22 protein-coding genes and 1 tRNA gene are annotated in these 21,697 nt (G+C 62.6%); 12 read left to right on the top strand and 11 right to left on the bottom strand.

The window, feature by feature from the left end:
* Positions 1-83: 83 nt before the first annotated feature.
* From V2I08_RS15895 to V2I08_RS15880, 4 genes are read right to left on the bottom strand one after another with little or no spacing between them, the layout of a single operon-like run.
* The gene (locus tag V2I08_RS15895; RefSeq protein WP_349635956.1) at positions 84-770 is read right to left on the bottom strand and encodes a pentapeptide repeat-containing protein; all 687 of its coding nucleotides are present in this window, start codon (positions 768-770) and stop codon (positions 84-86) included.
* Entirely contained in the window at positions 767-1,318 is a 552-nt protein-coding gene (locus tag V2I08_RS15890; protein ID WP_349635955.1) for an LptA/OstA family protein, read from the bottom strand. Before V2I08_RS15890 ends, V2I08_RS15895 begins: the two co-directional genes overlap by 4 nt.
* Entirely contained in the window at positions 1,318-1,965 is a 648-nt protein-coding gene (locus tag V2I08_RS15885) for an LPS export ABC transporter periplasmic protein LptC (protein ID WP_349635954.1), read from the bottom strand. Before V2I08_RS15885 ends, V2I08_RS15890 begins: the two co-directional genes overlap by 1 nt.
* Before the next feature lie 15 nt (positions 1,966-1,980).
* On the bottom strand, positions 1,981-2,598 hold the full coding sequence (locus V2I08_RS15880; RefSeq protein ID WP_037473566.1) for a ribonuclease D: 618 nt from the start codon (positions 2,596-2,598) through the stop codon (positions 1,981-1,983).
* 259 nt (positions 2,599-2,857) lie between these two features.
* On the opposite strand from V2I08_RS15880, the gene V2I08_RS15875 reads away from it, so the two are divergent.
* The gene (locus V2I08_RS15875; protein ID WP_349635953.1) at positions 2,858-3,733 is read left to right on the top strand and encodes a cold-shock protein; all 876 of its coding nucleotides are present in this window, start codon (positions 2,858-2,860) and stop codon (positions 3,731-3,733) included.
* A 123-nt stretch (positions 3,734-3,856) separates the two neighbouring features.
* On the opposite strand, the gene V2I08_RS15870 is transcribed toward V2I08_RS15875, so the two are convergent.
* Complete coding sequence (locus V2I08_RS15870) at positions 3,857-4,663, bottom strand: SDR family oxidoreductase (RefSeq protein ID WP_349635952.1); 807 nt, start codon at positions 4,661-4,663, stop codon at positions 3,857-3,859.
* Complete coding sequence (locus tag V2I08_RS15865; protein ID WP_349635951.1) at positions 4,660-4,989, bottom strand: nuclear transport factor 2 family protein; 330 nt, start codon at positions 4,987-4,989, stop codon at positions 4,660-4,662. Before V2I08_RS15865 ends, V2I08_RS15870 begins: the two co-directional genes overlap by 4 nt.
* Before the next feature lie 91 nt (positions 4,990-5,080).
* On the opposite strand from V2I08_RS15865, the gene V2I08_RS15860 reads away from it, so the two are divergent.
* Complete coding sequence (locus V2I08_RS15860; RefSeq protein WP_349635950.1) at positions 5,081-6,004, top strand: LysR family transcriptional regulator; 924 nt, start codon at positions 5,081-5,083, stop codon at positions 6,002-6,004.
* 18 nt (positions 6,005-6,022) lie between these two features.
* Here V2I08_RS15860 and V2I08_RS15855 read toward each other — a convergent pair whose 3' ends face one another.
* Complete coding sequence (locus V2I08_RS15855; protein WP_349635949.1) at positions 6,023-7,432, bottom strand: short-chain fatty acyl-CoA regulator family protein; 1,410 nt, start codon at positions 7,430-7,432, stop codon at positions 6,023-6,025.
* Between the two features lie 138 nt (positions 7,433-7,570).
* On the opposite strand from V2I08_RS15855, the gene V2I08_RS15850 reads away from it, so the two are divergent.
* Entirely contained in the window at positions 7,571-7,744 is a 174-nt protein-coding gene (locus V2I08_RS15850; RefSeq protein WP_310223223.1) for a hypothetical protein, read from the top strand.
* A gap of 51 nt (positions 7,745-7,795) precedes the next feature.
* Here the strand turns inward: V2I08_RS15850 and V2I08_RS15845 are convergent, their stop codons facing one another.
* Together V2I08_RS15845 and V2I08_RS15840 are read right to left on the bottom strand one after the other, a co-directional pair.
* Entirely contained in the window at positions 7,796-9,967 is a 2,172-nt protein-coding gene (locus V2I08_RS15845) for a TonB-dependent receptor (RefSeq protein ID WP_349635948.1), read from the bottom strand.
* Positions 9,968-10,089: 122 nt separating this feature from the next.
* Entirely contained in the window at positions 10,090-11,022 is a 933-nt protein-coding gene (locus V2I08_RS15840) for a LysR family transcriptional regulator (protein ID WP_349635983.1), read from the bottom strand.
* A 191-nt stretch (positions 11,023-11,213) separates the two neighbouring features.
* On the opposite strand from V2I08_RS15840, the gene V2I08_RS15835 reads away from it, so the two are divergent.
* Complete coding sequence (locus V2I08_RS15835) at positions 11,214-12,932, top strand: cation:proton antiporter (protein WP_349635947.1); 1,719 nt, start codon at positions 11,214-11,216, stop codon at positions 12,930-12,932.
* Between the two features lie 48 nt (positions 12,933-12,980).
* Here V2I08_RS15835 and V2I08_RS15830 read toward each other — a convergent pair whose 3' ends face one another.
* Positions 12,981-13,667 carry a hypothetical protein gene (locus V2I08_RS15830; protein ID WP_349635946.1) on the bottom strand — a complete coding sequence of 229 codons (687 nt, stop codon included), beginning with the start codon at positions 13,665-13,667 and terminating at the stop codon, positions 12,981-12,983.
* Between the two features lie 212 nt (positions 13,668-13,879).
* Here V2I08_RS15830 and V2I08_RS15825 point away from each other — a divergent pair, with 212 nt between their 5' ends.
* Together V2I08_RS15825 and V2I08_RS15820 are read left to right on the top strand one after the other, a co-directional pair.
* Positions 13,880-14,779, top strand: a complete 900-nt coding sequence (locus V2I08_RS15825; RefSeq protein WP_349635945.1) for a universal stress protein — start codon at positions 13,880-13,882, stop codon at positions 14,777-14,779.
* Between the two features lie 221 nt (positions 14,780-15,000).
* Positions 15,001-15,074 (top strand) — tRNA-Gly (locus V2I08_RS15820).
* A 17-nt stretch (positions 15,075-15,091) separates the two neighbouring features.
* Here V2I08_RS15820 and V2I08_RS15815 read toward each other — a convergent pair.
* Positions 15,092-16,081 carry a LacI family DNA-binding transcriptional regulator gene (locus tag V2I08_RS15815; RefSeq protein ID WP_349635944.1) on the bottom strand — a complete coding sequence of 330 codons (990 nt, stop codon included), beginning with the start codon at positions 16,079-16,081 and terminating at the stop codon, positions 15,092-15,094.
* A gap of 115 nt (positions 16,082-16,196) precedes the next feature.
* Between V2I08_RS15815 and V2I08_RS15810 the strand changes: the two genes are divergently transcribed.
* From V2I08_RS15810 to V2I08_RS15785, 6 genes are all read left to right on the top strand, one after another.
* Positions 16,197-16,385, top strand: a complete 189-nt coding sequence (locus tag V2I08_RS15810) for a DUF4169 family protein (protein ID WP_349635943.1) — start codon at positions 16,197-16,199, stop codon at positions 16,383-16,385.
* Between the two features lie 100 nt (positions 16,386-16,485).
* Positions 16,486-17,703: an argininosuccinate synthase gene (locus tag V2I08_RS15805; protein ID WP_349635942.1), complete on the top strand. Its 1,218-nt coding sequence runs from the start codon at positions 16,486-16,488 to the stop codon at positions 17,701-17,703.
* A gap of 79 nt (positions 17,704-17,782) precedes the next feature.
* The gene (locus V2I08_RS15800; RefSeq protein ID WP_349635941.1) at positions 17,783-18,451 is read left to right on the top strand and encodes a methyl-accepting chemotaxis protein; all 669 of its coding nucleotides are present in this window, start codon (positions 17,783-17,785) and stop codon (positions 18,449-18,451) included.
* 128 nt (positions 18,452-18,579) lie between these two features.
* On the top strand, positions 18,580-19,224 hold the full coding sequence (locus V2I08_RS15795) for a calcium-binding protein (RefSeq protein WP_349635940.1): 645 nt from the start codon (positions 18,580-18,582) through the stop codon (positions 19,222-19,224).
* Between the two features lie 145 nt (positions 19,225-19,369).
* Complete coding sequence (locus tag V2I08_RS15790) at positions 19,370-20,089, top strand: response regulator (RefSeq protein WP_006956807.1); 720 nt, start codon at positions 19,370-19,372, stop codon at positions 20,087-20,089.
* Positions 20,086-21,429, top strand: a complete 1,344-nt coding sequence (locus V2I08_RS15785; RefSeq protein ID WP_349635939.1) for an ATP-binding protein — start codon at positions 20,086-20,088, stop codon at positions 21,427-21,429. Before V2I08_RS15790 ends, V2I08_RS15785 begins: the two co-directional genes overlap by 4 nt.
* The last annotated feature ends 268 nt before the right edge of the window (positions 21,430-21,697 follow it).

The following is a 21,697-nucleotide window of genomic DNA, read 5'->3' as shown; positions in this document are numbered from 1 at the left end:
GCAACCTATCGGGTCGGCTCCCAGCCACAGACCCTGATCCTGCCCGGTGCCTCGCAAGAGCGCCGGGCTTGTTTTTGTGCGGCCTACAGAACTTTCAGCCCCAGTTCGCCGAGCAACTGGCTCGCCTGCGCGCGCGATATCGTCGCGCCGCGAAAACGGCTGGCATCGTTCAGCCGCAATCCCCCCAGATCCGCCCCGCGCAAATCCGCGCCATCGAATCGAGCGTCGGCTAAGTGCGCCTCGCGCAGGCTGCATTCTTCGAATCGGGCATCGCGAAAATCGCATTTGCGCAGGTCCGCCGCGCTGAAATCGATGCGTTGCAGCACTTGCTTGCGAAAGGAAAAGCCGGGCAATTTGGCGTTGATCAGCAGCGTCTCGTCAAAACGCAGGTCGAACGCCTTGATCTCCGACAGGTCGGCTCCGGTCAGCTTGCACCGTTCGAATACAGCCGCACCCAACCGCGCCCCGCGCCACTGGCTGTTGTTGAGGTCGCAGGCGACAAAGCGCGCTTCATTGAGGTCCGCGCCCACGAAATTCGCAAACGCCCCGCGACAGGATCGCCACACCGTGCCCTCCAGCCGCGCCCCGGTCCAATCCACGCGCCGCAACTGGCACGTCTCGAACGTCCAGCCGGGCAGGGCGAGACCACTCAGGTCTGCCCCCTCCAGATCGCAATCGATAAGGTGCCGGGGCACCGCCCCCGCCAGCAACGCCTCGACCTCCGCCCGGCCCAGCACCCGGTCGCGCACAACCCGCTCGGCGGGCGTCAATTCTTCCGCTGTGGCACGGTGAAGGTGCCCGACACGCGCCCGCTCGGACTGGTGCTTGATCCCGCCGCGCCGCCCGAAGACCGCCCGTCCACGGTCGATCGCCCGCTATTGAGGTCCATCACCAGCCGCCCGCCGGTCAGCCGATTGCCGCCCTGCGTCAGCGCGACATTGCCCAGCATCGTGATCAGCTTGCTGTTGAGGTCGTAGATGGCGACATTGCCGCGCGCGGTCTGGTCGCCCTTGGTCACCACGACATTGCCCGATGCGTCGATCCGGTCGATCTCCACGCCGCTCGTGCCACTGCCCGGCTGGTTGCGATAGGCGACGGTCATCCGCGCGGCGTTCAGCGACATGCCCGCCTGGGTCACCTCGACATTGCCCGACACCACCACACGGTCGGCGCGGTCCTGCACCTCGATCCGGTCAGCGTTGAAATTGACCGGCGCATTGCTGTCGTGATTCTGGAACACCTGCGCACCGGCACCCGCGATCATCATCCCGGCGGCACCCACACAGCCGATCGTCAGCAGAAGGAAGGAGCGTGTCATCAGTTGCGCCCTTTGAGACCATTTTGTTCGATACGCAAGCGCGCCCGGCCATTCAATGTCACCGTGCGCGCTTCGAGATCGGCTCGTAACTGGTCGGCCCCAAACGTGCCGATCGGGATGCGCCCGTCGACCCGGCCCGCGCTTTGCATCCGCCGCGTCTTGAGATCGATGCCGACATCGCGCGTGGTCAGCCTGTATCCGCCCGCCGCCTCGAACTGCACCGGCCCCACGATCGCCACTCGCTCGCTATCCATGTCATAGCGGCCTTTTTGCGCGTTCAGCACGGCAGGGCCGTCGGACAGCAGGATGCGCGCCGACATATTGTTCAAGTCCACAATCGGCTCGCGCGAGCTTTTCTGCACCGCCGACCCCGCGCGCAGCGAAAAGGGCTGCCCCTTGCTGTCCTCGCCACGATAGAGCGCCTCGGTCACCCGCATCCGCTCCTTCGCCACCTCGACCTTATTCTTGTCGAGGACGAAGCTCACCTTGTCCCCGCCGGTGAAGGGCGCAGTCGCCAGCAGCGCGCTCAGCACGCCCACAGCCACGGGCAGCCAGTTTTTGAGCAGCTTGACCATGCGGTCATGGCTGCCCCCCGGCCGCGCCCATTGGCGGCGTACATCACGTTGTTGATCGGCCTGGACGGACACGGCGCTGCTACTTCCTCACATGTGCGCGAAAATGTCGATCTCCGGCCATCCGGCCAGGTCGAGCGCGGCGCGGTGCGGCAGGAAGTCGAAACAGGCCTGCGCCAATTCCATCCGCCCTTCGCGCACCAGCCTCTTGTCCAGCTCCGCGCGCAACGCATGCAGGTAGCGCACGTCGGACGCCGCATAATCCTTCTGCGCATCGCTCAGCACGGGGTTGCCCCAGTCGCTCGACTGCTGCTGCTTGCTGATGTCCTGGCCCAGCAATTCGCGCACCAGTTCCTTCAGCCCATGGCGGTCGGTATAGGTGCGGATCAGCCGCGACGCGATCTTGGTGCAATAGACGGGGGCTGCCACCACGCCCAGATAATGCTGGATCGCGGCGATATCGAACCGCCCGAAATGATAGAGTTTGAGCCGCTCCGGGTCGGCCAGCACCGCGCGCAGGTTCGGCGCGGCATAGTCGCTGCCCGGCTTGAACCGCACCAGATGCTCGTCGCCCTGGCCATCGCTTATCTGGACGACGCACAGACGGTCGCGCGGGGTGATCAGCCCCATGGTTTCGGTATCGACGGCGATCGGGCCGGGGGCAAGCACGCCAGCGGGCAGATCTTCTTCATGGAAATGGACGGTCATAGGCCTCCCTCTATGGGTAAAGCGGGCATATCGCAATCGGCGCTTTGCATGGTCGGGCAGAAGGGCCATAGTGCCGCCAAGTCACAGCGCCCAAAGCAAAAGGAACGGAACGGGACCGCCGGTGTGAAAATCATTCGCGCTCCCTTGAAAATTTGATATAGTGATTCCCAAACCCGCCTTTGCGGTGGATTTTGCATGTCATTCGCCCGACATGTGTGTCCGAATGGTCTTGGGGCGAAGCGAAAGTGACTAACAGGGCATGAGTTTTGACAGAGGTCGCCGCGGCGGGCGCGGCAAGGACAAGCGCGACGGTTTCGGCGACGACAATTTCTACGATCAGGGTGCCGGTGGCGGCGGCGGTGGTCGCGGTGGTTTTGGCGGCGGCTTCGGCGGCGGTGGTGACCGCTTCGGCGGCGGTGGCGGTTTCGGTGGTGATCGTGGTGGTTTCGGTGGTGGCGCTGGCGCTGGCGGCGGTGATCGCGGCGGCTTCGGCGGTGGCGCACCGCGCAGCGGCGGCTTCGGCGGCGGCGGCGGTGGTTTCGGCGGCGGTGGCGGTCGTGGCGGCATGCCTGCGCAGGTCGTTGGCGAAGGCAAGGGCGTCGTCAAATTCTTCAACGGGCAAAAGGGCTTCGGCTTCATCGTCCGTGACGATGGCGGCGAAGACGTGTTCGTCCATATCAGCGCCGTGGAACAGGCTGGCCTGACCGGCCTGGCCGAAGGGCAGCAGCTTGGCTTCACCCTGGTCGATCGTGGTGGCAAAGTGTCGGCGACCGATCTGGTCATCGAAGGCGAACCGCTCCCGGTCGTCGATCGCGGCCCGCCGCGCGAACCGCGCGAACCCCGCGCCGGTGGTTTTGGCGCAGCGCCCGGCGGCTTCGGCGGTGCGGAACGCGGTGGTCCCCAGCGCCAACTGACCGGCGAGCGCTCCAGCGGCACGGTCAAATTCTTCAACGCGATGAAGGGCTTCGGCTTCATTCAGCGCGATGATGGCCAGCCCGACGCCTTCGTCCACATCAGCGCCGTCGAACGCGCCGGCATGGCCGCCCTCAACGAAGGCGACCGTCTCGACTTTGAGCTGGAAGTAGACCGCCGCGGCAAATACGCCGCCGTCAATCTCCAGACGAAGGCCGACTAAACGGCCTCCTGACTGTCCCTGTTACACGGGGAGAGGATAGAAAAAGGGTCGCCCCAAAGGGCGGCCCTTTTTTGTTGGAGTGGTAAACACTGCGCTGACCGATTCAATCCATGACCGGGCGTCCTAAACGGTAGGCACCGTGCCCCCGTCGATCACATATTCGGTGCCCGTAATCGTACCCGCCCGGTCGGACGCCAGGAAGGCGATCAGGCTTGCCACCTCCTCCGGCTTGGTGGGCCGACCGATCGGTATCCCGCCCAGAGAATCCATGATCATTGTCTTGCCCGTTTCGACGTCGCCGTCATGTTCCGATGCCAGCCGCTTGGCCAGATCGATGGAAGCTTCGGTCTCGATCCAGCCGGGAGACACCCGCACGACACGAACGCCATGCGGCGACACCTGCTTGGACAGGCTCTTGCTATAGGTCGACAGCGCAGCCTTCGCTGCCGCATAGGTCGTCGTAGCCTCCGGCAACGGCAATTGTCGTTGGATGGATGTTACGTGGATCACGACGCCGTTACCGCGCGCCAGCATTGCAGGAACGAGTTCGCGATCAAGCCGGACGGCCGGCATGAGGTTGAGATCAAGCTCCTGTTGCCAGATATCATCGCTTAGCGCTTCAAATCCACCAGAGGGTGCCGATGACCCTCCCAGCATATGCACGATGATATCCACGCCGCCCATTCGCTCCCGCACCGCCGCCGCCAAGGCTGTACAACCCTCGTCGCTCGTGAGGTCGGCGGCGATAAACAGCGGCTCCGGGAGGCTGTCCGGGCGGGTACGGGCAGCGGTCAGCACCTGTGCGCCGAGTTGGCGGAAAAGTGAGACGGTCGCCGCGCCCGCGCCACGGGTGCCCGACGTGATCAGCGCCCTTTTACCACTCAGGTTGAGAAAGGGATCGAGCGCAGCGCCCTGGGGTTCGACGCTCATAACTTAATCTCCAACCGGGCGATCTTCTCGCCATCAAGGATGAAAAAATAGCGCAAATCGAGCGGACTGCCCGGAAAATCCCCCACCAGATGGCTGGTGACGATAATCTGCTCACCCTCGACCGCTATGGAAAAGGGTTCGACGCTATAGGTATATTTTTGGGAAGATTCCGCCTTCCATTGCTTGATCGCATCTCGTCCCTGGTAACTATTTCCCTCATCCTTGACTGTCGCAGCGTTTGTGAAGCAGGCGGAAATGGCCCCAACATCTTGGCCTTTGTCCGCGGCAAAATAGTCGGCGATCGGGCGGGGCAGCGTCATATCCATGGTACATCTCCTTCATGGCACCAATATAAGGATGGACGATCTCGCTGATAATCGGGATAAAGTAAGACGTGCTATTACGGAAAGCGGGACAATGAGTCGGGATGGTCTGATTGATCTGGACGCCGTCATTGCCATTGCGCGACGAGGATCCTTTCGCGCTGCGGCGCTGGAACTTGGCCTGTCCACTACGGCATTGAGCAACGCCATCGGCAAACTGGAACGGCAACTGGGCATCCGCCTGTTCAACCGCACGACCCGCAGCGTGTCGCTGACAGACGCCGGCCGCCATTTCGTGGATCAGGTCGGTCCGGCGCTCCGGCACATTCATGATGCAATGGATGCGGCCCGGTCGCAGCAGGCGACGCCCTCCGGCACGCTGCGTATCAATGCCTTTTCAACGGCGGCGCGTACCATCGTCATGCCGCTTCTTATCGAATTCCTCCGGCGCTATCCCCAGGTGCATGTCGATCTCGTCACGGAGGGGCGACTGGTCGATATTGTTGCCGATGGTTTTGATCTCGGCGTGCGCAATGCAGACCTTGTTCCCACCGATATGATCGCGCTTCCTGTGGGGCCGGCTCGCAGCTACGCCGTGGTCGCTTCGCCGGCTTATCTCAAAACCCATGGTCGGCCGCATCGGCCGCCCGACCTGCTCGGACATGCCTGTATTCGTATTCGATTGCCCAATGGCGCGCTGTTCCGTTGGCAATTTGAAAAGGATGGGCAGCCGGTCCAGATCGATGTTAAGGGGCCAATCACTCTGGATGAGGCCAGTCTTTCACGGATAGCTGTCCTGGGCGATGTCGGCATTGGTTATTTCATGGAATCCGATGTGCACGCGGACATTGCCGCAGGGCGACTCATTCGTGTGCTGGAGGATTGGACGCCGCCGCTCGCGCCCCTGTGCCTCTATTATCCCAACCGCCGAAACCCTTCAGCGGCTTTCGCCGCCTTCATCGCCCTCGCGCGCGAGTTGATGGGGTCAAAGGCGGCATCCGTGGCGATCGGTTCCTAACTGTCTCCTGTCGCGCCCTCAAACCCGCCGAAACGGAAACGGCGCGACCGTGCGTTCATAGCTGTGCAAATCCAGCGCCCGCGTCACCGGCGGCAACGCCCGGTCCGCGCAGGCGCGCCGTTCGCACAGCGGGCAGGTCGGCCCCACTTCCGTCGCGCCGTCCTTGTCCGGGTCGATGCCGTCGGCATGGACGATCCGCCCCCCATGTTTCGCCTCGCACCCGATCGCGATCACCGATCGGCCGCGCGCCCCCGGTGCGCCCGCTATCCCCATCGCCAGCGTGACGAAGCGCCGCCCGTCCAGCGTCTCGATCAACTGGCACGCCACCGTTTCGCTCGCCGCCGCGTCATAAGCGTCCCAGCGCGGACACGCCCCGCCATAGCGGGCAAAGGGCCAGGCCTCGCCATCGAACCGCTTGGACACCAGCCCTGCCCGGTCCATCTTGACCATGAAGAAGGGGATGCCCCGCGCGCCCGTGCGCCCCAGGCTGGTCAGCCGATGCGCGAGCTGTTCGGTCGACACCCCAAATCGATCACGCAGCAGGGCCAGGTCGTGGCGGCTCTGCTCGCACGCCTGACGAAAACGGTCATAGGGCATGATGAGGGCAGCGGCGGCATAGTTGGTCAGCGCCATGGTGGCGATGCGGCGGCTATCCTCATCGGGCGGCGCGGCGCGCGCCACCTGCGCCGCGATCGCTTCGGCCAGTTCCTGCGCGCACAGATGATAGGCGATGGCAAACAGCCGCCCCGACGCGGGCAGTCGCTCGTTCAGCATCAGCCGCCGCCGGTGCATGTCATAATGGCGCAGCGTCCCCGCCAGCACATCGGCGCGCACCACCTGCACCGCCATGCCATGTCGCTCCTTCAACCGCGCGCGCAATTCCGCCTGCAACAGCGCCGGATCGTCGCTCATCGCCGCGGCCAGGCTTTCCGCGCCCGCATCGATCTCCGCGAAATGATTGCCCGCCCGCGCGATCATCTCGCGCAACCAGTCGACCGGCGCGACCAGCGGGGCAGGCCCGCGCGCCCCCGCGACCGCCTCGCCCGGCAAGCGCCGCAAATCGGTCAGCGCACGATAGAATCGGGCCAGCGCTTCGGACACACCCGGATAATTTTCCGCGACCTCCAGCACCTCGTCGCGCGCGATTCCAATGTCCCGGACCAGCGCATCGGACAAAATTTCGCTCAGTTCACCAGGGCCACCCTCGGCCGGGGACGCGGTGAAGTCCCGAATATCGATGTCATAGGTATTGGCCAGCCGCAGCAGCATCTGCGCCGTTAACGGTCGCTGGTTGCGCTCCAAATGGTTGAGATAGCTGGGAGAAACCCCCAATTCCTCGGCCATGCGCGTCTGGTTGAGGCCCAGTTCCCGGCGCAACACGCGCAACTTGGGGCCAAGATAGAGTTTGCGATCGGTCAGTTCTGCCATATGGTCATACTGTCATAGAATGACAATTATACCAAATCTAATCATGACACGCGGCCACTAACCGTCCTTATAATGGCCGACCCTTGTCCGTATCGCTGTACGCAAGCCGATGAACGGCGCATCTGAAAGGACAAGGACATGACCACCGACACCACCGGCCATCCCCAGCCCGCCCGTTCACGCGCGGTCTTCTCGCAGGAGGATTTCGGCCTGATCCGCACTGCCATCGCCCATTATCTGCGCGAGGTTCAGGACCAGCCCGAATCGGTCAAATATGCCAATCTCTATCACCGGCTTGGTCGCGTCGCGTAACGTCCGGCCAATCAGGGGCGCGGGATCACCCGCCCGCGCCCCTGTTCGGGATTACAGTGAAAAGCGTGCCGTAACCCGAATGTCGCGCCCGGCGAGCGGCGCGAAATCCTTGAGCACGCTGGCATGCCGCCGCGCCTCGACATCGAAGATATTATTGGCCGACAGCATCAATGTGGTGCGATCATTGCCAGCAATCGGCTTGAACGACAGCGACGCATTGACCAGCGTATAGGCGTCGGTCGAGGTCTCATAATCGGCGATCCGCTCCTGCGCAAAGGCATGTTCGATCTCGGCCCGCGCCGACAGCCGCTCGCCACGCGCTTCCAGTCCGCCCAATAGCCGCAGCGGCGGAATGCGCGGGGCCGGGCCATTGCCCTTGATGTGCGCGCGCACATAATCGGCGACACCATCGACATTGATCGCATAGCTACCGACCTGCGCCAGCTTGACCGACGCTTCCGCCTCGAACCCATAATAGCGGGCATCGGCCTGGGCATAGGCGAAGCAGGGGAATTCCAGTTCCGCCCCGCCATTGGCCGCCTGGCACACGCTGTCATCGACGATCGCGTCATAGATATAACCGTCGAACCAATTGTGGAACGCGGACAGGCTGATGCTGTAGCCTTCGCCCGCGCCGCGCAACGTGCCTTCCACACCCCAACTGCGTTCCTTGCCGAAATCGGGATTGCCCAGTTCAAAAGCCTGCGTCCCGGCATGATTGCCCCGCGCGAACAATTCCTCCGCCGACGGCGCGCGCTCGCTGCGCGACAGGTTCAGGCCCGCACGCCAGCCCGGCATGATCGCCTGGCTGATGCCCAGCGAGCCGGACAGGGCATTGAAGCTGCGCTGACGCCCATCGACGAACAGATCGTCGTCGGGATCGGCCTTGAGGTCGGTATGTTCATAGCGCGCCCCTGCTTCCAGCCGCGTATCGCCCAGATCGAGCGACTGCAACGTGAAGACGCCCAATTGGTTGGTCTGGTTCTTGGGCAGGAATTTTTCTTCGCCATCGGCCTGGAAACGGCGGGTGAAGAATTGCGCGCCGAACGCCCCGTCCCAGCCGCCGCGCTTGGCCTGGATGAATTCCAGGCGGCTTTCCATCGACTGGTTCTTGAACGTCGTGCCGACTTCGCCCGTCGGCTCGATTTCCTGGTGCCGATAATCGGCCCAGCCCGCGCGCAGGCGGATGCTGTCGAGGAACCCGCCGCCGGTCGCCACTTCACCGCGCATATCGGCGCGGGTCTGGCGCATGGACAGGGTCACATCCTCATGGCTGTGTCCCTCTTCGTCATGATCGTGGTCATGATCCTCGTCATCATGGTCATCATGATGCTCCGACACGTCGATCCGCGATGGTACGCCATAGCGGTTTCGGGTGTGCGACACCGACACGCCCAGATTGCCGCCTTCGCCAACATAGGCAAAGCCACCGGCCACTTCCCATGTCTTGGCGGCCGTGTTGGGCAGCTTGCCCTTCAACATGCCGTCTTCGCGGATTTCGGCATCGTCCGATTCTGCCGCCAGCGCGCGCAACGGCTTGGAGAGGATATAGCCGCCGGTGCGCAGGTCGTCGCTCTTGCTCCAGCTACCATCGACATGAACCACGAAATTTTCGGACAGCGGGGCTTCGATCTCGCCGCTCACGGTCCGCTCATTGGCGGCGCTGCCATAGGTGGCCAGCCCTTCGACATGCACGGGTTCGTCGGGGACTCGGCGTGGAATGCGACTGTCGATCACATTGACCACGCCGCCGATCGCCGATGATCCGTAGAGCAGGGCAGCAGGACCGCGCAATATCTCGATCCGGTCGGCGGTCAACGGATTGATCGCCACCGCATGATCGACCGAGGTATTGGATACGTCGAAACTGCCGATCCCATCGGTCAGGATGCGCACCCGCTCCCCCTGAAACCCGCGCAGGATCGGGCGGGACGCATTGGGACCGAAGGACGTCGCCGACACGCCCGGCTGCCGCGCCAGCGTCTCGCCGATGGTCGTCCGCATCTGCTGGGTCAGCTTGTCGCCGGTCAGAACCGTGGTGCCCGACAATATGTCGCCCTGCCGCCGGGGGATCAGGGCCGTGACGATGATGTCGGCGCGATTGTCATGATAGGCCTGGTCAGCGGCTTGCGGGGCCATATCTACGCCCTGAGCAAGGGCTGCGGGGGTGATGCACAGGGCAGACAGGGCGCAACCGGCGCGCAGGGGGAGGAGACGAGACATTGACGATGGTCATCCTTGGTAACGAAGGGGATGAGACTTCGTAACCAAGATGATATAGCATATCAACATGGCGGCGTATTTTTCTACCGCAATGCACCATCAATTTGGCAGAAGCTGTGTCTTTAGAGGAACAGGAAGTCCGCCAGCGCCTCAACGGCCGGAATATCGGCTGCATCGGGCCGAATGGCCTGTCGAACCTCGATGGCGGGCAGTGGCATGTCGAGCGCGAGCCTCTTTATGCCTTCCATACGGCCCAAATCCCGCGCGAGCGGGCCAAAGGCCGCGAACAGCCCGACGCCGTCGCGCAAGGACGCCATGATGGACGCCATATTGTCGCTTTCCAGCGCTATGGGCCCGGTTTGGGCTTTTGCTCTGGCGAGCGCGGCTTCGATCACGCCCCGCATGGCATTGTCGCGTTCCATCGCCAGCATTGGCGTTGCCGCCAGATCGGCGCGTGATACGCTGGGCGACCGCGCAAGCGGATGCTCCGTCCCCGCATAGATATTGACTGGCTCCGACCAACCATAGCGCGATGGAAAATCCTCTGGCGCGCCGAGCGCGTAGAAATAGGCGATATCCGCGCGTCCGCGCCTGAGCGCTGTATCGGCGTCCTCCGCTGATTGGACATGCAGGTCCAGCGCGATCGCGATATCTTCGTTGGCGGCTTCAAAAGTGGCCAGCGCATCCTGCAAATGGCCGAACACGGGTGCAGGCGCAGCCAGTAAAATGGTGCGGCGCGGCGGTTCGGGGGTGGCCGGGGCAGGTGGAGGCGAGATGGCGGGGGGCAAGGGAACAAGTGCCGGGCGATCCCAATCGTCGCTGGCATCCTGCGATAATAGGGTCATTGCCTCGGCGGTCTTACGCCCTGCCGGGGTCAACCGGGCCGCGCCCTCCAGATCCTCGAACAACCGATAGCCCAGCCGCATTTCCAGCGACGCCAGATCACGCGCGACCTGTTCGGCGGACAGGCCCATATCACTGGCACAGCGCGACAAATTACCTGCCGCCACCATCTGCGCGAAAAGGTCCAGTTGGCGCAGGGATGGTGTGTCCATCCCCGCCTGATAGAGGAAATGCCTATCGGGTGTAAGCGCGATCTTGGCGACGCCCGCTCGATGATGTCCCTGCATATTTTTGCGCTGGGCATAGCGCCCCGTGTCGAATCCCAATTTAGTCGCGATCACCGGCTTTACTTGCCGTGGCTGCGCCGATGCGAGAGAAGTATGCCATAGGCAAGGGAGAGTGAATGTTCACGGAATGGATCACGGGCTCGGTTTTTAACGAAATCGCCGCTCTGCTGGTGTTGGCGGCGGGGGTTGGGCTTGTCGGTGCGCTGTTTCGTCAGCCACTTATCGTCAGCTTCATCGCTGTTGGAATAGCGGCAGGTCCGTCAGGGTTCGACATTGCCCGTTCCACCGAAGCCATCCATCTGCTCGCCGAACTGGGCGTCGCCGTCCTTCTGTTCCTTGTCGGCATCAAGCTGGACGTAAAGCTCATCCGCACGCTTGGTCCGGTGTCCCTTGCGACGGGTCTGGGGCAGGTGGCGTTCACATCGATTTTCGGGTTTTTGATCTGCCTCGCCATGGGGCTGGACGCGCGCACCAGCATTTATATCGCCGTTGCGCTGACATTTTCCAGCACCATCATCATCGTCAAACTCCTGTCGGACAAGCGCGAGATCGACGCGCTGCATGGCCGGATCGCTCTCGGCTTCCTGATCGTGCAGGATCTGGTGGTGGTGTTGGCGATGATCGTCCTTTCGGCTGTCGGCGTCGGGGGGCGGGACGAGGCATCGACGAGCGATATCGCGGCGATCTTCGGCGCGGGCCTCGCATTGCTTGCCCTGGTGCTGATCTTCATTCGCTATGTCGCGGACCCCCTGACCGAGCGTCTGGCGCGGGTGCCCGAACTGTTGATCGCTTTTTCCATTGCTCTCGCGGCGATCTTTGCGGCAATGGGCGATGCCTTTGGCTTCGGTAAGGAATTGGGCGGTCTGCTGGCCGGTGTCGCTTTGGCCTCTACGCCCTTTCGCGATGCCATAGCGGCACGCCTGTCCCCGCTTCGGGATTTCCTGCTCCTCTTTTTCTTCATCTCGCTTGGAACGAGCCTGGATATCGCCAATCTGGGGAAAAGCAGCGTCGAAGCGATCATCCTCTCGCTGTTCGTTCTCATCGGAAATCCGTTGATCGTGGTCGCTATCATGGGTGCCCTCGGCTATCGCCGCCGCACGGGGTTCCTGGCTGGGCTGACGGTCGCGCAGATCAGCGAATTCTCGCTCATATTTATGGCGATGGGCGTGACGCTGGGCCATGTTTCCACAGAGGCGCTGGGCCTTGTGACATTGGTCGGCCTGATCACGATCGCCGCATCCACCTATATGATCACCTATTCCCATCAGCTTTTCAGGCTGTTCGATCCCTATCTTCGCATTTTCGAACGCAGGACGAAAAACGCGCAGGAGGCAGGCGAGGGCACCAAGGACATGGCCTCCGGTCATGACATCATCCTGTTCGGGATCGGCCGCTATGGTGGAACCATTGGCCGGCGGTTGATTGCGGAGGGAAAGTCTGTCCTTGGTGTCGACTTTAGCCCCGAAGCCGTTCTTCGCTGGCAAAAGGAAGGGCTACCGGCGGTCTATGGCGATGCGTCCGATGCTGAATTTCTTTTGAGCCTGCCGCTCAGGCAAGCGAAATGGGCGGTGCTGACCGTTCCCCATACGGATGTCGGCATCAATCGCCATGATACTGGCCCGGTCTTTATCCAGGCCCTTCGCGAAGCGGGCTTCACGGGCCAGACGGCGATGTCGACCGGGCTGGTCGGTGATCGCGCGCAACTGGCATCGGCCGGGGTCGATCTGGTGCTGGAACCCTATGTCGATGCCGCCGACCGCGCGGCGGAGATGCTCATGGCAAAGACGTTGCCCGGCCGCAGTTCGTTGGAGCAGGAGGGTCAGCAGCAATTGTAGAATGCGTATGGCGTAAACGACGATGGGCTCCCGAAAAGGGGAAGGGTGCTATTTTCCCCGGTAAAATAATTGCGGGTTCCTCTGGATGAAGCGACGAACCCAATTGTCGATCCGGCCCTTGCGTTGTTCCTTCATAGTTCGCCATCCGATGAAGCTCATCACCGCAGCGCCGATCGCATCGACGATCAGATCCCACATCGTATCGGTCAGGCCGGAAGGATCGCCAAGCATCGGTTTTTGCATGTTGAACCCGAATAGCTGGTCCATCGCAAATTCGAAAATTTCCCACAACGTCCCGATGCCAAGCCCGAAAAAGAAGGCGAAGAGGGCGATGAACGATGGACGCATCCGCAGATCGACCAGTTCATTCTCGTTGAGGATGTAAACGATCAGAAAGCCGAGCAGGCCCAGCAGCAGGCCTGCCGTGCCATGCAGTGCCAGATCCCACCACCATAGCCATTCATAATAGTCCCTGACCTCGCCCAGGAAGAGCGTGGCGAAGATGAACAGGATCGCCAGGAGTTGAAGTTCCGACGGAATGACGACCGGAAGGCGTTTGCGCGCAACAACCGGAACAAGGGTTGCCGCCATCACGCTGACCACCAGAAAGACGTGCATCCATCGGGCATCTCTGACAAGGAACAGGAGTTCCAGGGCCATGACGAGTTGCATTGCGATCAGCACGCCGAGATGGGCACGCTTCACCAGGCCGGGGCTTTCAGGCTGTTCGGACATGATCTAATGTTCCGGTATGTTACCATCTAAGCTTTTGCCAACTCAGACCAAAATCGGGCGTGGCAGCCAGATCCGGCGGCGATAGGGAGTGTTACCGATAGGGTGGTCCTTGTCTATCTGCTAAAGCGGACAAGGAAGCGAAGGCCTATTCATAGCCTCTAATCAGGAGGGGAGGACGCTATTAACCTCCCGAAAAAGCCAGGAGCGCAGCATTGAACGATATCGAAACCCTGCACCCGCCAAGAAAGATCATGCTGGCCACTGACCTTAGTTGCCGGTGCGACCGGGCGCTTGATCGCGCTGTCGAACTTGCACAGCGCTGGAATGCGACCTTGGTGATTGCCCATGTCGTTGAACCCAATGGCATGGATGATGATATCTCTGCGCCCGCCCTGCCATCCTGGCGACGCGGCATCGACCCTCTGGAAAGAGCCAGGCAGCAGATCCGCCGGGAACTGGGTGTCGATAGTGCGAATATAGAAATCCGCGTCGATGAAGGACAGCCCGCGCCACAATTGTTGGACATCGCCCAGCGGGAAGGGTGCGATCTGATCATCACAGGCATGGCGCGGGATGAACCGTTTGGCCGCATGCTGCTGGGAACCACGGTCAACCAGCTTGTTCGACGTTCTTCCGTTCCGTTGCTCGTGGTCAAGCGGCGGGCCGTCCGTCCCTATCGGCAGATTGTGGTCGCGACCGATTTCTCGGAAAGTTCTCGCCATGCGCTGATGACCGCCGTGGGCTGTTTTCCCGACGCAGCCTTCACGCTTTTCCACGGCTATGATGTTCCGTTCGCCAGCTTTCTCGACAAACGCGGATTGCGCGATCAGGTGAGTGCGCTGGAGAAAGAGTGCGGAGAAGAATTTCTCTCCGCCACCCCGCTGGACGAAAAGCTGCGTCGCCACATTCCTACGCTGATCGAACATGGCATCCCCGAACGGCTTTTGTCGAACTATGTTCGTGACCGGGGGGCGGACCTGACTGTCATTGGCAGCCATGGCAGAACCGCCCTTTTCGACGTGCTGATCGGCAGCATGACCCAGCGCCTTCTGGAAGCGGTGGCAGGCGATATCCTGGTCGTGATTGACCCTCAGGCCCGAAAATGGGCCTGAGACGCTAGCGCAGGCCAACTGGCAAGGTTGCGTTGGGCAAGCGATGTGGAGGAATCGGGAGATTGCGGACATCAATACTGGGTACCGGACAAAGTTGCGCATATCCGACGGGTATATGTTGACCAGAGCCATCCAGTTATGGCAATCGCCCCGCGTATCAGGTGAGCGGCGTGAACCATGCTGTAAAATCTTGGTGTACGCTGGCGTTAAGCCAAGGTGATGCGGGTATAGCTCAATGGTAGAGCACTAGCCTTCCAAGCTTGTGATGCGGGTTCGATCCCCGCTACCCGCTCCAACAGAAAACCCCTGAAATCAGCCCGGCTTCGGCCCCGAACTCGCCCGTTCCATCAGGGTGAACAGAAATTCCGGCGCGTCGGCCGGGCCGTTGACGAGCGCGTCGATGACCGCGCGGCCCATATCCTCCAGCGGCTGGCGCACCGTCGTCAGCGGTGGCCAGGATGTCAGGCTGGCAGGCGTATCGTCAAAGCCGACCACCGAGAGATCCTCCGGCACCCGCAAACCGATCTGATGCGCCAGCGTCAGAACGCCCAACGCCATATCGTCATTGGTCGCGAAGATCGCGCTTGGCGGTTCGGGCAGGGCCAGCAAAGCCTCGCCCGCTGCGATGCCGGACGTGAAGGTGAAGCCGCCGCCGACGAACAGGCTCTCGTCGACCGGCACGGCCGCAGCGGCCAGCCCGTCGCGAAATCCCTCGACCCGGCGCAATGCCGATCGGTGCTTGGCGGGCGGCGTGATGATCCCGATCCGGCGATGGCCATGGGCGATCAAATGGTCCGCGACCATGCGCCCGGCCGCGCGTTCGGGGGTGTGGATATTGAAGCCCGCTCCGACCACCGACCCGGCGATCCGCGCGCAGGGCAGGCGCAACTCGGCGAGGCGGGCAAGCATCGCTGCATCATCGGACAGGGGCGGCACCAGCAGCACGCCATCGGGGCGCAGGGCCGCCACCAGTCGGTCAAGCACGTCGAACCGCTCCTCGCCGCCCGGCGAAATGGGTTCCACGACCAGATGATAACCCAATTCGCGGCAACGCGCGGCTGCCCCCGACTGGATGCCGCTGATGTAACCGGGCGCAGGATTGCTGTACAGATAGGCAATCATGAACGACCGCCCGCCTGCCAGCCGCCGCGCCGACTGGTTGGGCCGATAACCCAGTTCGCGCACCGCCGCCTGCACCCGCTCGCGCAATTCGGCGCTGACATTGGGGGCCTGATTGACGACGCGCGATACCGTCTTGATCGACACTTTGGCGAGGGCAGCGACGTCGTGAATGCTGGTCATGAATAGTCTGGCTCGAAACAACGGAAACGTTCGTCATGCGGCGCAAAGGCGGCGCTTGGCAAGTCGCGATCATGCGCCCTATGCTTCACCACGACAAGGAATGGACGGGCAGGACATGGGTGACGTGATCAATTTGCGCCAGGCGCGCAAGGCAAAGGCCCGCACGGACAAGGCGCAGCAGGCCGACGCCAACCGCGCGAAGTTCGGCCGCACCAAGGCGCAGCATCAGGCGGAGGATACCGAGCGCACGCGGCAGGAGGCGGCGGTCGACGCGGCCTATCGGGAAGACCGCACCCTCGAATAAGGCCGGGCCGCCGGCCCCTGTTCCGGTTGCGCTTTTGCCCCTTGCCTGATACCGGCGCGCGCATCATCCGCGCCATTCCCGAACAGAAGAGTCGCCCACTATGTCTGACAAGATCAACCGCATCGTCCTTGCCTTTTCCGGTGGCCTCGACACCAGCGTGATCCTGAAATGGCTGCAACAGACCTATAATTGCGAAGTGGTGACCTTCACCGCCGACCTGGGGCAGGGCGAGGAACTGGAGCCAGCCCGCGCCAAGGCGCGGCTGATGGGCGTCAAGGAAGAGCATATCTTCATCGACGACCTGCGCGAAGAATTTGTGGCGGACTATGTCTTCCCGATGATGCGCTCCAACGCGCTCTATGAAGGCCTCTATCTGCTCGGCACGTCGATCGCCCGGCCGCTGATCGCCAAGCGCCAGATCGAGATCGCCAAGATGGTTGGCGCGGACGCGGTGTCGCATGGTGCGACCGGCAAGGGCAATGACCAGGTCCGCTTTGAACTCGGCTATTATGCCCTGTCGCCCGACATCAAGGTGATCGCGCCGTGGCGCGAATGGGATTTGACCAGCCGTACCAAGCTGATCGAGTTCGCCGAAAAGAACCAGATCCCGATCGCCAAGGACAAGCGCGGCGAAAGCCCCTTTTCGACCGACGCGAACATGCTGCACACCTCCTCCGAGGGCAAAGTGCTGGAAGATCCGTGGGATGAAGTCCCCGACTATGTCTATTCGCGCACGGTGAATCCTGAGGACGCGCCCGACGCGCCCGAATATATCACGATTGATTTCGAGCGTGGCGATGGCGTCGCGATCAATGGCGTCGCCATGAGCCCCGCCACCTTGCTCGAAACGCTGAACGATTATGGCCGCAAGCACGGCATCGGCCGCCTCGACCTCGTCGAAAACCGCTTCGTCGGCATGAAATCGCGCGGCATGTATGAAACGCCGGGCGGCACCATCTATCACCTCGCCCATCGCGGCATCGAGCAGGTGACGCTGGATCGCGGCGCGGCGCATCTGAAGGACGAACTCGCCCCGCGCTACGCCGAACTCATCTATAACGGCTTCTGGTTCTCGCCGGAGCGCGAGATGCTGCAGGCCGCGATCGACCATAGCCAGGAAAAGGTCACCGGCACGGTCCGCCTCAAACTCTATAAGGGCGGCGTCTATATCGTCGGGCGCAAGTCGCCTTACTCGCTCTACAGCGAAAAGGTCGTGACCTTCGAGGATGACGCCGGTGCCTATGATCAGCGCGATGCGGCGGGCTTCATCAAATTGAACGCCCTTCGCCTGCGTCTGCTGGGACGGCGCGACCGCTAATCTGGTTGGCATCGGCTTGCGGCTTCAACTCGTCGCATGTTTTGCCAACTGTTAACCAATAATGCCCCATGCCTTCTGAATGGAGGTATGGGGCGTGCATGGCATAACATTGGAAACTTCGTCCGTCTGTCGCGCCATCGAGCGATCAACGGCGATCGTGAGCTTCGACATGGCCTGCCGTGTCATCGGGGCCAACGATAATTTCCTGACCCTCTTCAACTATGATTTTGCCGACATCCAGTTGCGGCCGCACAGCCTGTTCTGTGAGCCGGGCTTTGCCGGCACGGCCGAATATGCAGCCTTCTGGGATCGGCTGCGGGCCGGCCATTTCGACACTGGCGTTTATCGCCGACAGGACCGGGATGGTCGCCTCATCTGGATCAGGGGCAGCTATAATCCGATGTTCGATGAACATGGCGTCCAGACCGGCATCATAAAATTCGCCACTGACATCAGCGCCGAGCAGGAGGCTATAGCCGCGCGCGAGGATGCCGAACAGCGACTGGGACGTCAGGAGAGGGATCGCCGTGCCAGTATCGAACGGGTGCTGAGCGAAGTGAGCGGTATTGTCGATGCGATCGACGGCATAGCCCGCCAGACCAATTTGCTGGCGCTCAATGCCTCGATCGAGGCGGCGCGGGCGGGTGAGGCGGGCCGGGGCTTTTCCGTCGTCGCCGCTGAGGTCAAGAAGCTGGCGCTCGACACCCAAAGCGCGACCAGAGATGCGCGTGCCGTGATTTCCGGCTGATCGCGGCTGTTACACGTTGCGACAAAGTCATGCGTGCCATGACATAGTTGCGGGACAAATTGGGCCGATAAGCATCTTCAAGGACGGCGACACGTCGTTCGGTATAGATGCTTTGGAAGGAACAGGACATGATCCGCAAGTTTTTTGGAACCGTCGCTCTCGGCTCGCTGGTTGTCGGCGGCCTTGCCGCTTCGCACGTCGCTTTCGCCCAGCCGGGCGATGATCCCGGCCGCGGTGGCCGTGGCGGTGGCATGATGATGATGGCCGATGCCAACAAGGACGGCACGATCACCAAGGCGGAACTGACCGCCGCGCTCGAAGCCCGCTTCGCCAAGATGGATATCGACAAGGACGGCAAGCTGACCCAGGCGGACCGCGATGCGATGCGCGCCCAGCGCCTCGACGCCCGCTTTACCAAGCTGGACACCGACAAGAATGGCCAGATCAGCAAGGCGGAAATGGCCGCCGCGCAGGACGGCCGGTCGGGAAAGCGCGCCGAGGCAGGCAAGCCCGGTGGACCGGAAGGTCGCAACTGGGGTGCTCGCCATCATGGCGGCCCCGGCAAGGGCGGCATGATGATGGGCGGCCGCGCCGACGCGAACAAGGATGGCACCGTGACCAAGGCTGAATTCATGGCCGGACCGATGGCGATGTTCGACAAGGCTGACACCAACAAGGACGGCAAGGTCACCGCCGATGAAATGAAGGCCGCGCGTGACGCCATGCGTGGTGCCTGGAAGGATCGTAAGGCACCGCCGCCGCCCGCGGGCTGATGTGACACCTCCCTGTTCACGGTCAGGCCCGGCATCCCCTGCCACCCCTGAACCGGACCGTGAACCCTCTAGGAAGGACGAAGGCTGGCTCCCCCGCCATGCCTTCGCCCTTCCAACTTTTTCCCGCCCATGACAGACAGGCGCAATGAGCGAAAAACCCCATCTCTTGCTCGTCGATGACGAGCGTTCGATCCGCGAGCCGCTAGCGCAATATCTGTCGCGCAACGGTTTTCGCGTCACCGCCGTCGACAGCGCGGCGGAGGCACGCATTCGCCTCAACGCCAATGCGATCGATATGGTGATCCTCGACATCATGATGCCGGGCGAGGATGGGCTGTCGCTCTGCCGCCACATTCGCGAGACCAGCGAAATCCCCGTCATCCTGCTCACGGCCCGCACCGAAGAAACCGACCGTATCGTGGGCCTCGAAATGGGCGCGGACGATTATGTCCTCAAACCCTTCTCTCCGCGCGAACTGGTCGCCCGGATCAAGGTGATCTTCCGCCGCGTCGCCACCGGCGGCCAGCGGGTGACCGCGCCGGACGGGGCCAATTACAGTTTCGCCGGATGGCTGCTCAAGACGCAGGAACGCACGCTGGTAGACAGCGAGGGTGTGTCGCTGCCGCTCTCCACGGCGGAATATAATCTGATGCTGGCCTTTGCCACCCGCCCCAATTCGGTGCTGAGCCGCGACCAACTGCTCGACATCACCCAGGGGCGCGAGGCCAACGCCTTCGACCGGGCGATCGACAATCAGATCAGCCGCCTGCGCAAGAAGATCGAGCCTGACCCCAAAAATCCAACGCTGATCAAGACCGTATGGGGCGGGGGCTACACGCTCTCCGCCGACGTGCGCAAACTGTGAAGCACCTTCGCCTCTGGCCGCAAAGCCTGGTCGGACAGATCATCGCGCTCGTCGCGCTGGCGCTGTTCGTGGCGCAGGCGATCAATTTCGGCCTGCTCTATCGTGAGCGCATCCGGCTGCAATTGACCGCGCAGACCGCGCCCGCCGTCTATCGCGTGGTCGATGCGCTCGACAACCGCCCCGACCGGCCCGGCCCGGCGCGGATGCGAGCGCGCTTCGTGCAGGGCGCGCCGCAACTGACAGGCGAAGCCCGCCCGGACATCGAAAAGCGGGCGGCGGCGATGTTCGAGGATATCGGCCTGCGCATCCTGACCGTGCGCGTGGTGCAGGACGACGCGGTGATGCCGATGCGCCGCTGGGAGCGGATTCGCGTGCGCGCCGATGGCGAACGGCCGCATGACCACCGTGTCGAGCGGCTGACGCTGGCGGCCGAATATGAACCGGGCAAATGGGTCGTCACGCAAGCCCGCAGCGGCGATCGCCCGGCCCGCTTTGGTGGCTGGCTGATCGGCCAGACCCTCATTCTCTATGTCATCGTCCTCCTGCCGCTGCTCTGGATCGGCAGTCGGCTCGCGCGCCCCCTGAAGCAACTGACCGGATCGGCGCAGCAATTCGCGCGCACCGGCGCGGCCGATGCCGTGGACGAGCGCGGTCCCGGCGACGTGCGCGACCTCACCATGGCATTCAACGCCATGCGGTCGCGGATCATCGCCATGCTGGACGAAAAAGACCGGATGCTGGGCGCCATCGGCCATGATCTGCGCACGCCGCTCGCCTCGCTGCGTGTCCGCGCTGAATCGGTCGAGGATGATGCCGAACGCGCACGCATGTCCGAAACCATCGACGAGATGAACCGGATGTTGGAGGATATCCTCTCGCTCGCGCGCGCGGGACGCAGCACGGAAGCAGTGCAGAAAGTCGATCTCGCCGCGCTGGCCGATGCCGTGGTCGAGGATTTCATCGAACTGGAATCGCCCGTCGACATGACCGAAAGCGACCGCGCCGTCGCCTTCGTGCGACCGCAACAGATACGCCGCGCCCTGCGCAACCTCATCGAAAACGCCATCGTCTATGGCGAACGCGCCCATGTGTCGGTGGTGCGCGAAGCAGGTTCTATCCGCCTGGTCGTCGCCGATGACGGCCCCGGCATCGCCGAGGACCGGATGGAAGAAATGCTTGAACCCTTCACCCGCCTAGAAGGCTCCCGCAATCGCGAAACCGGCGGGGCCGGACTAGGCCTCGCGCTGGTGCGCGCGATCATGGCCGAACATCAGGGCGAATTGCGCCTCACCAACCGCGCAGAAGGCGGGCTGGAGGCGAGTTTGGTGCTGCCTGCATGACCCTTTGCCACGCCCCCTTCTCCCCGATGGGGAGAAGTTGGATGAGGGCGCGCGACGCTGACGTGGCGTGCTTCATTGAGGCCGCGACATTCTCACCCCGCTACGACCAAGCCAAGATGCCAAACACATCCGAGGCGGTCAGGGAGCAGACAAAGCGCTAGGGTGGGCATTTGCTCCAAAATCCTCCCCTTATAGGGGAGGGGGACCGGCGAAGCCGGTGGAGGGGTGTCACCCTATCGATAGGGTGGTCGGAAGAGAGTGGTGGAGG

Source organism: Sphingobium sp. MK2 (assembly GCF_040170545.1).
Lineage (GTDB): Bacteria > Pseudomonadota > Alphaproteobacteria > Sphingomonadales > Sphingomonadaceae > Sphingobium.
Note: the sequence above shows the minus strand (reverse complement) of the source record. Positions and strands in the feature narration are given on the sequence as shown.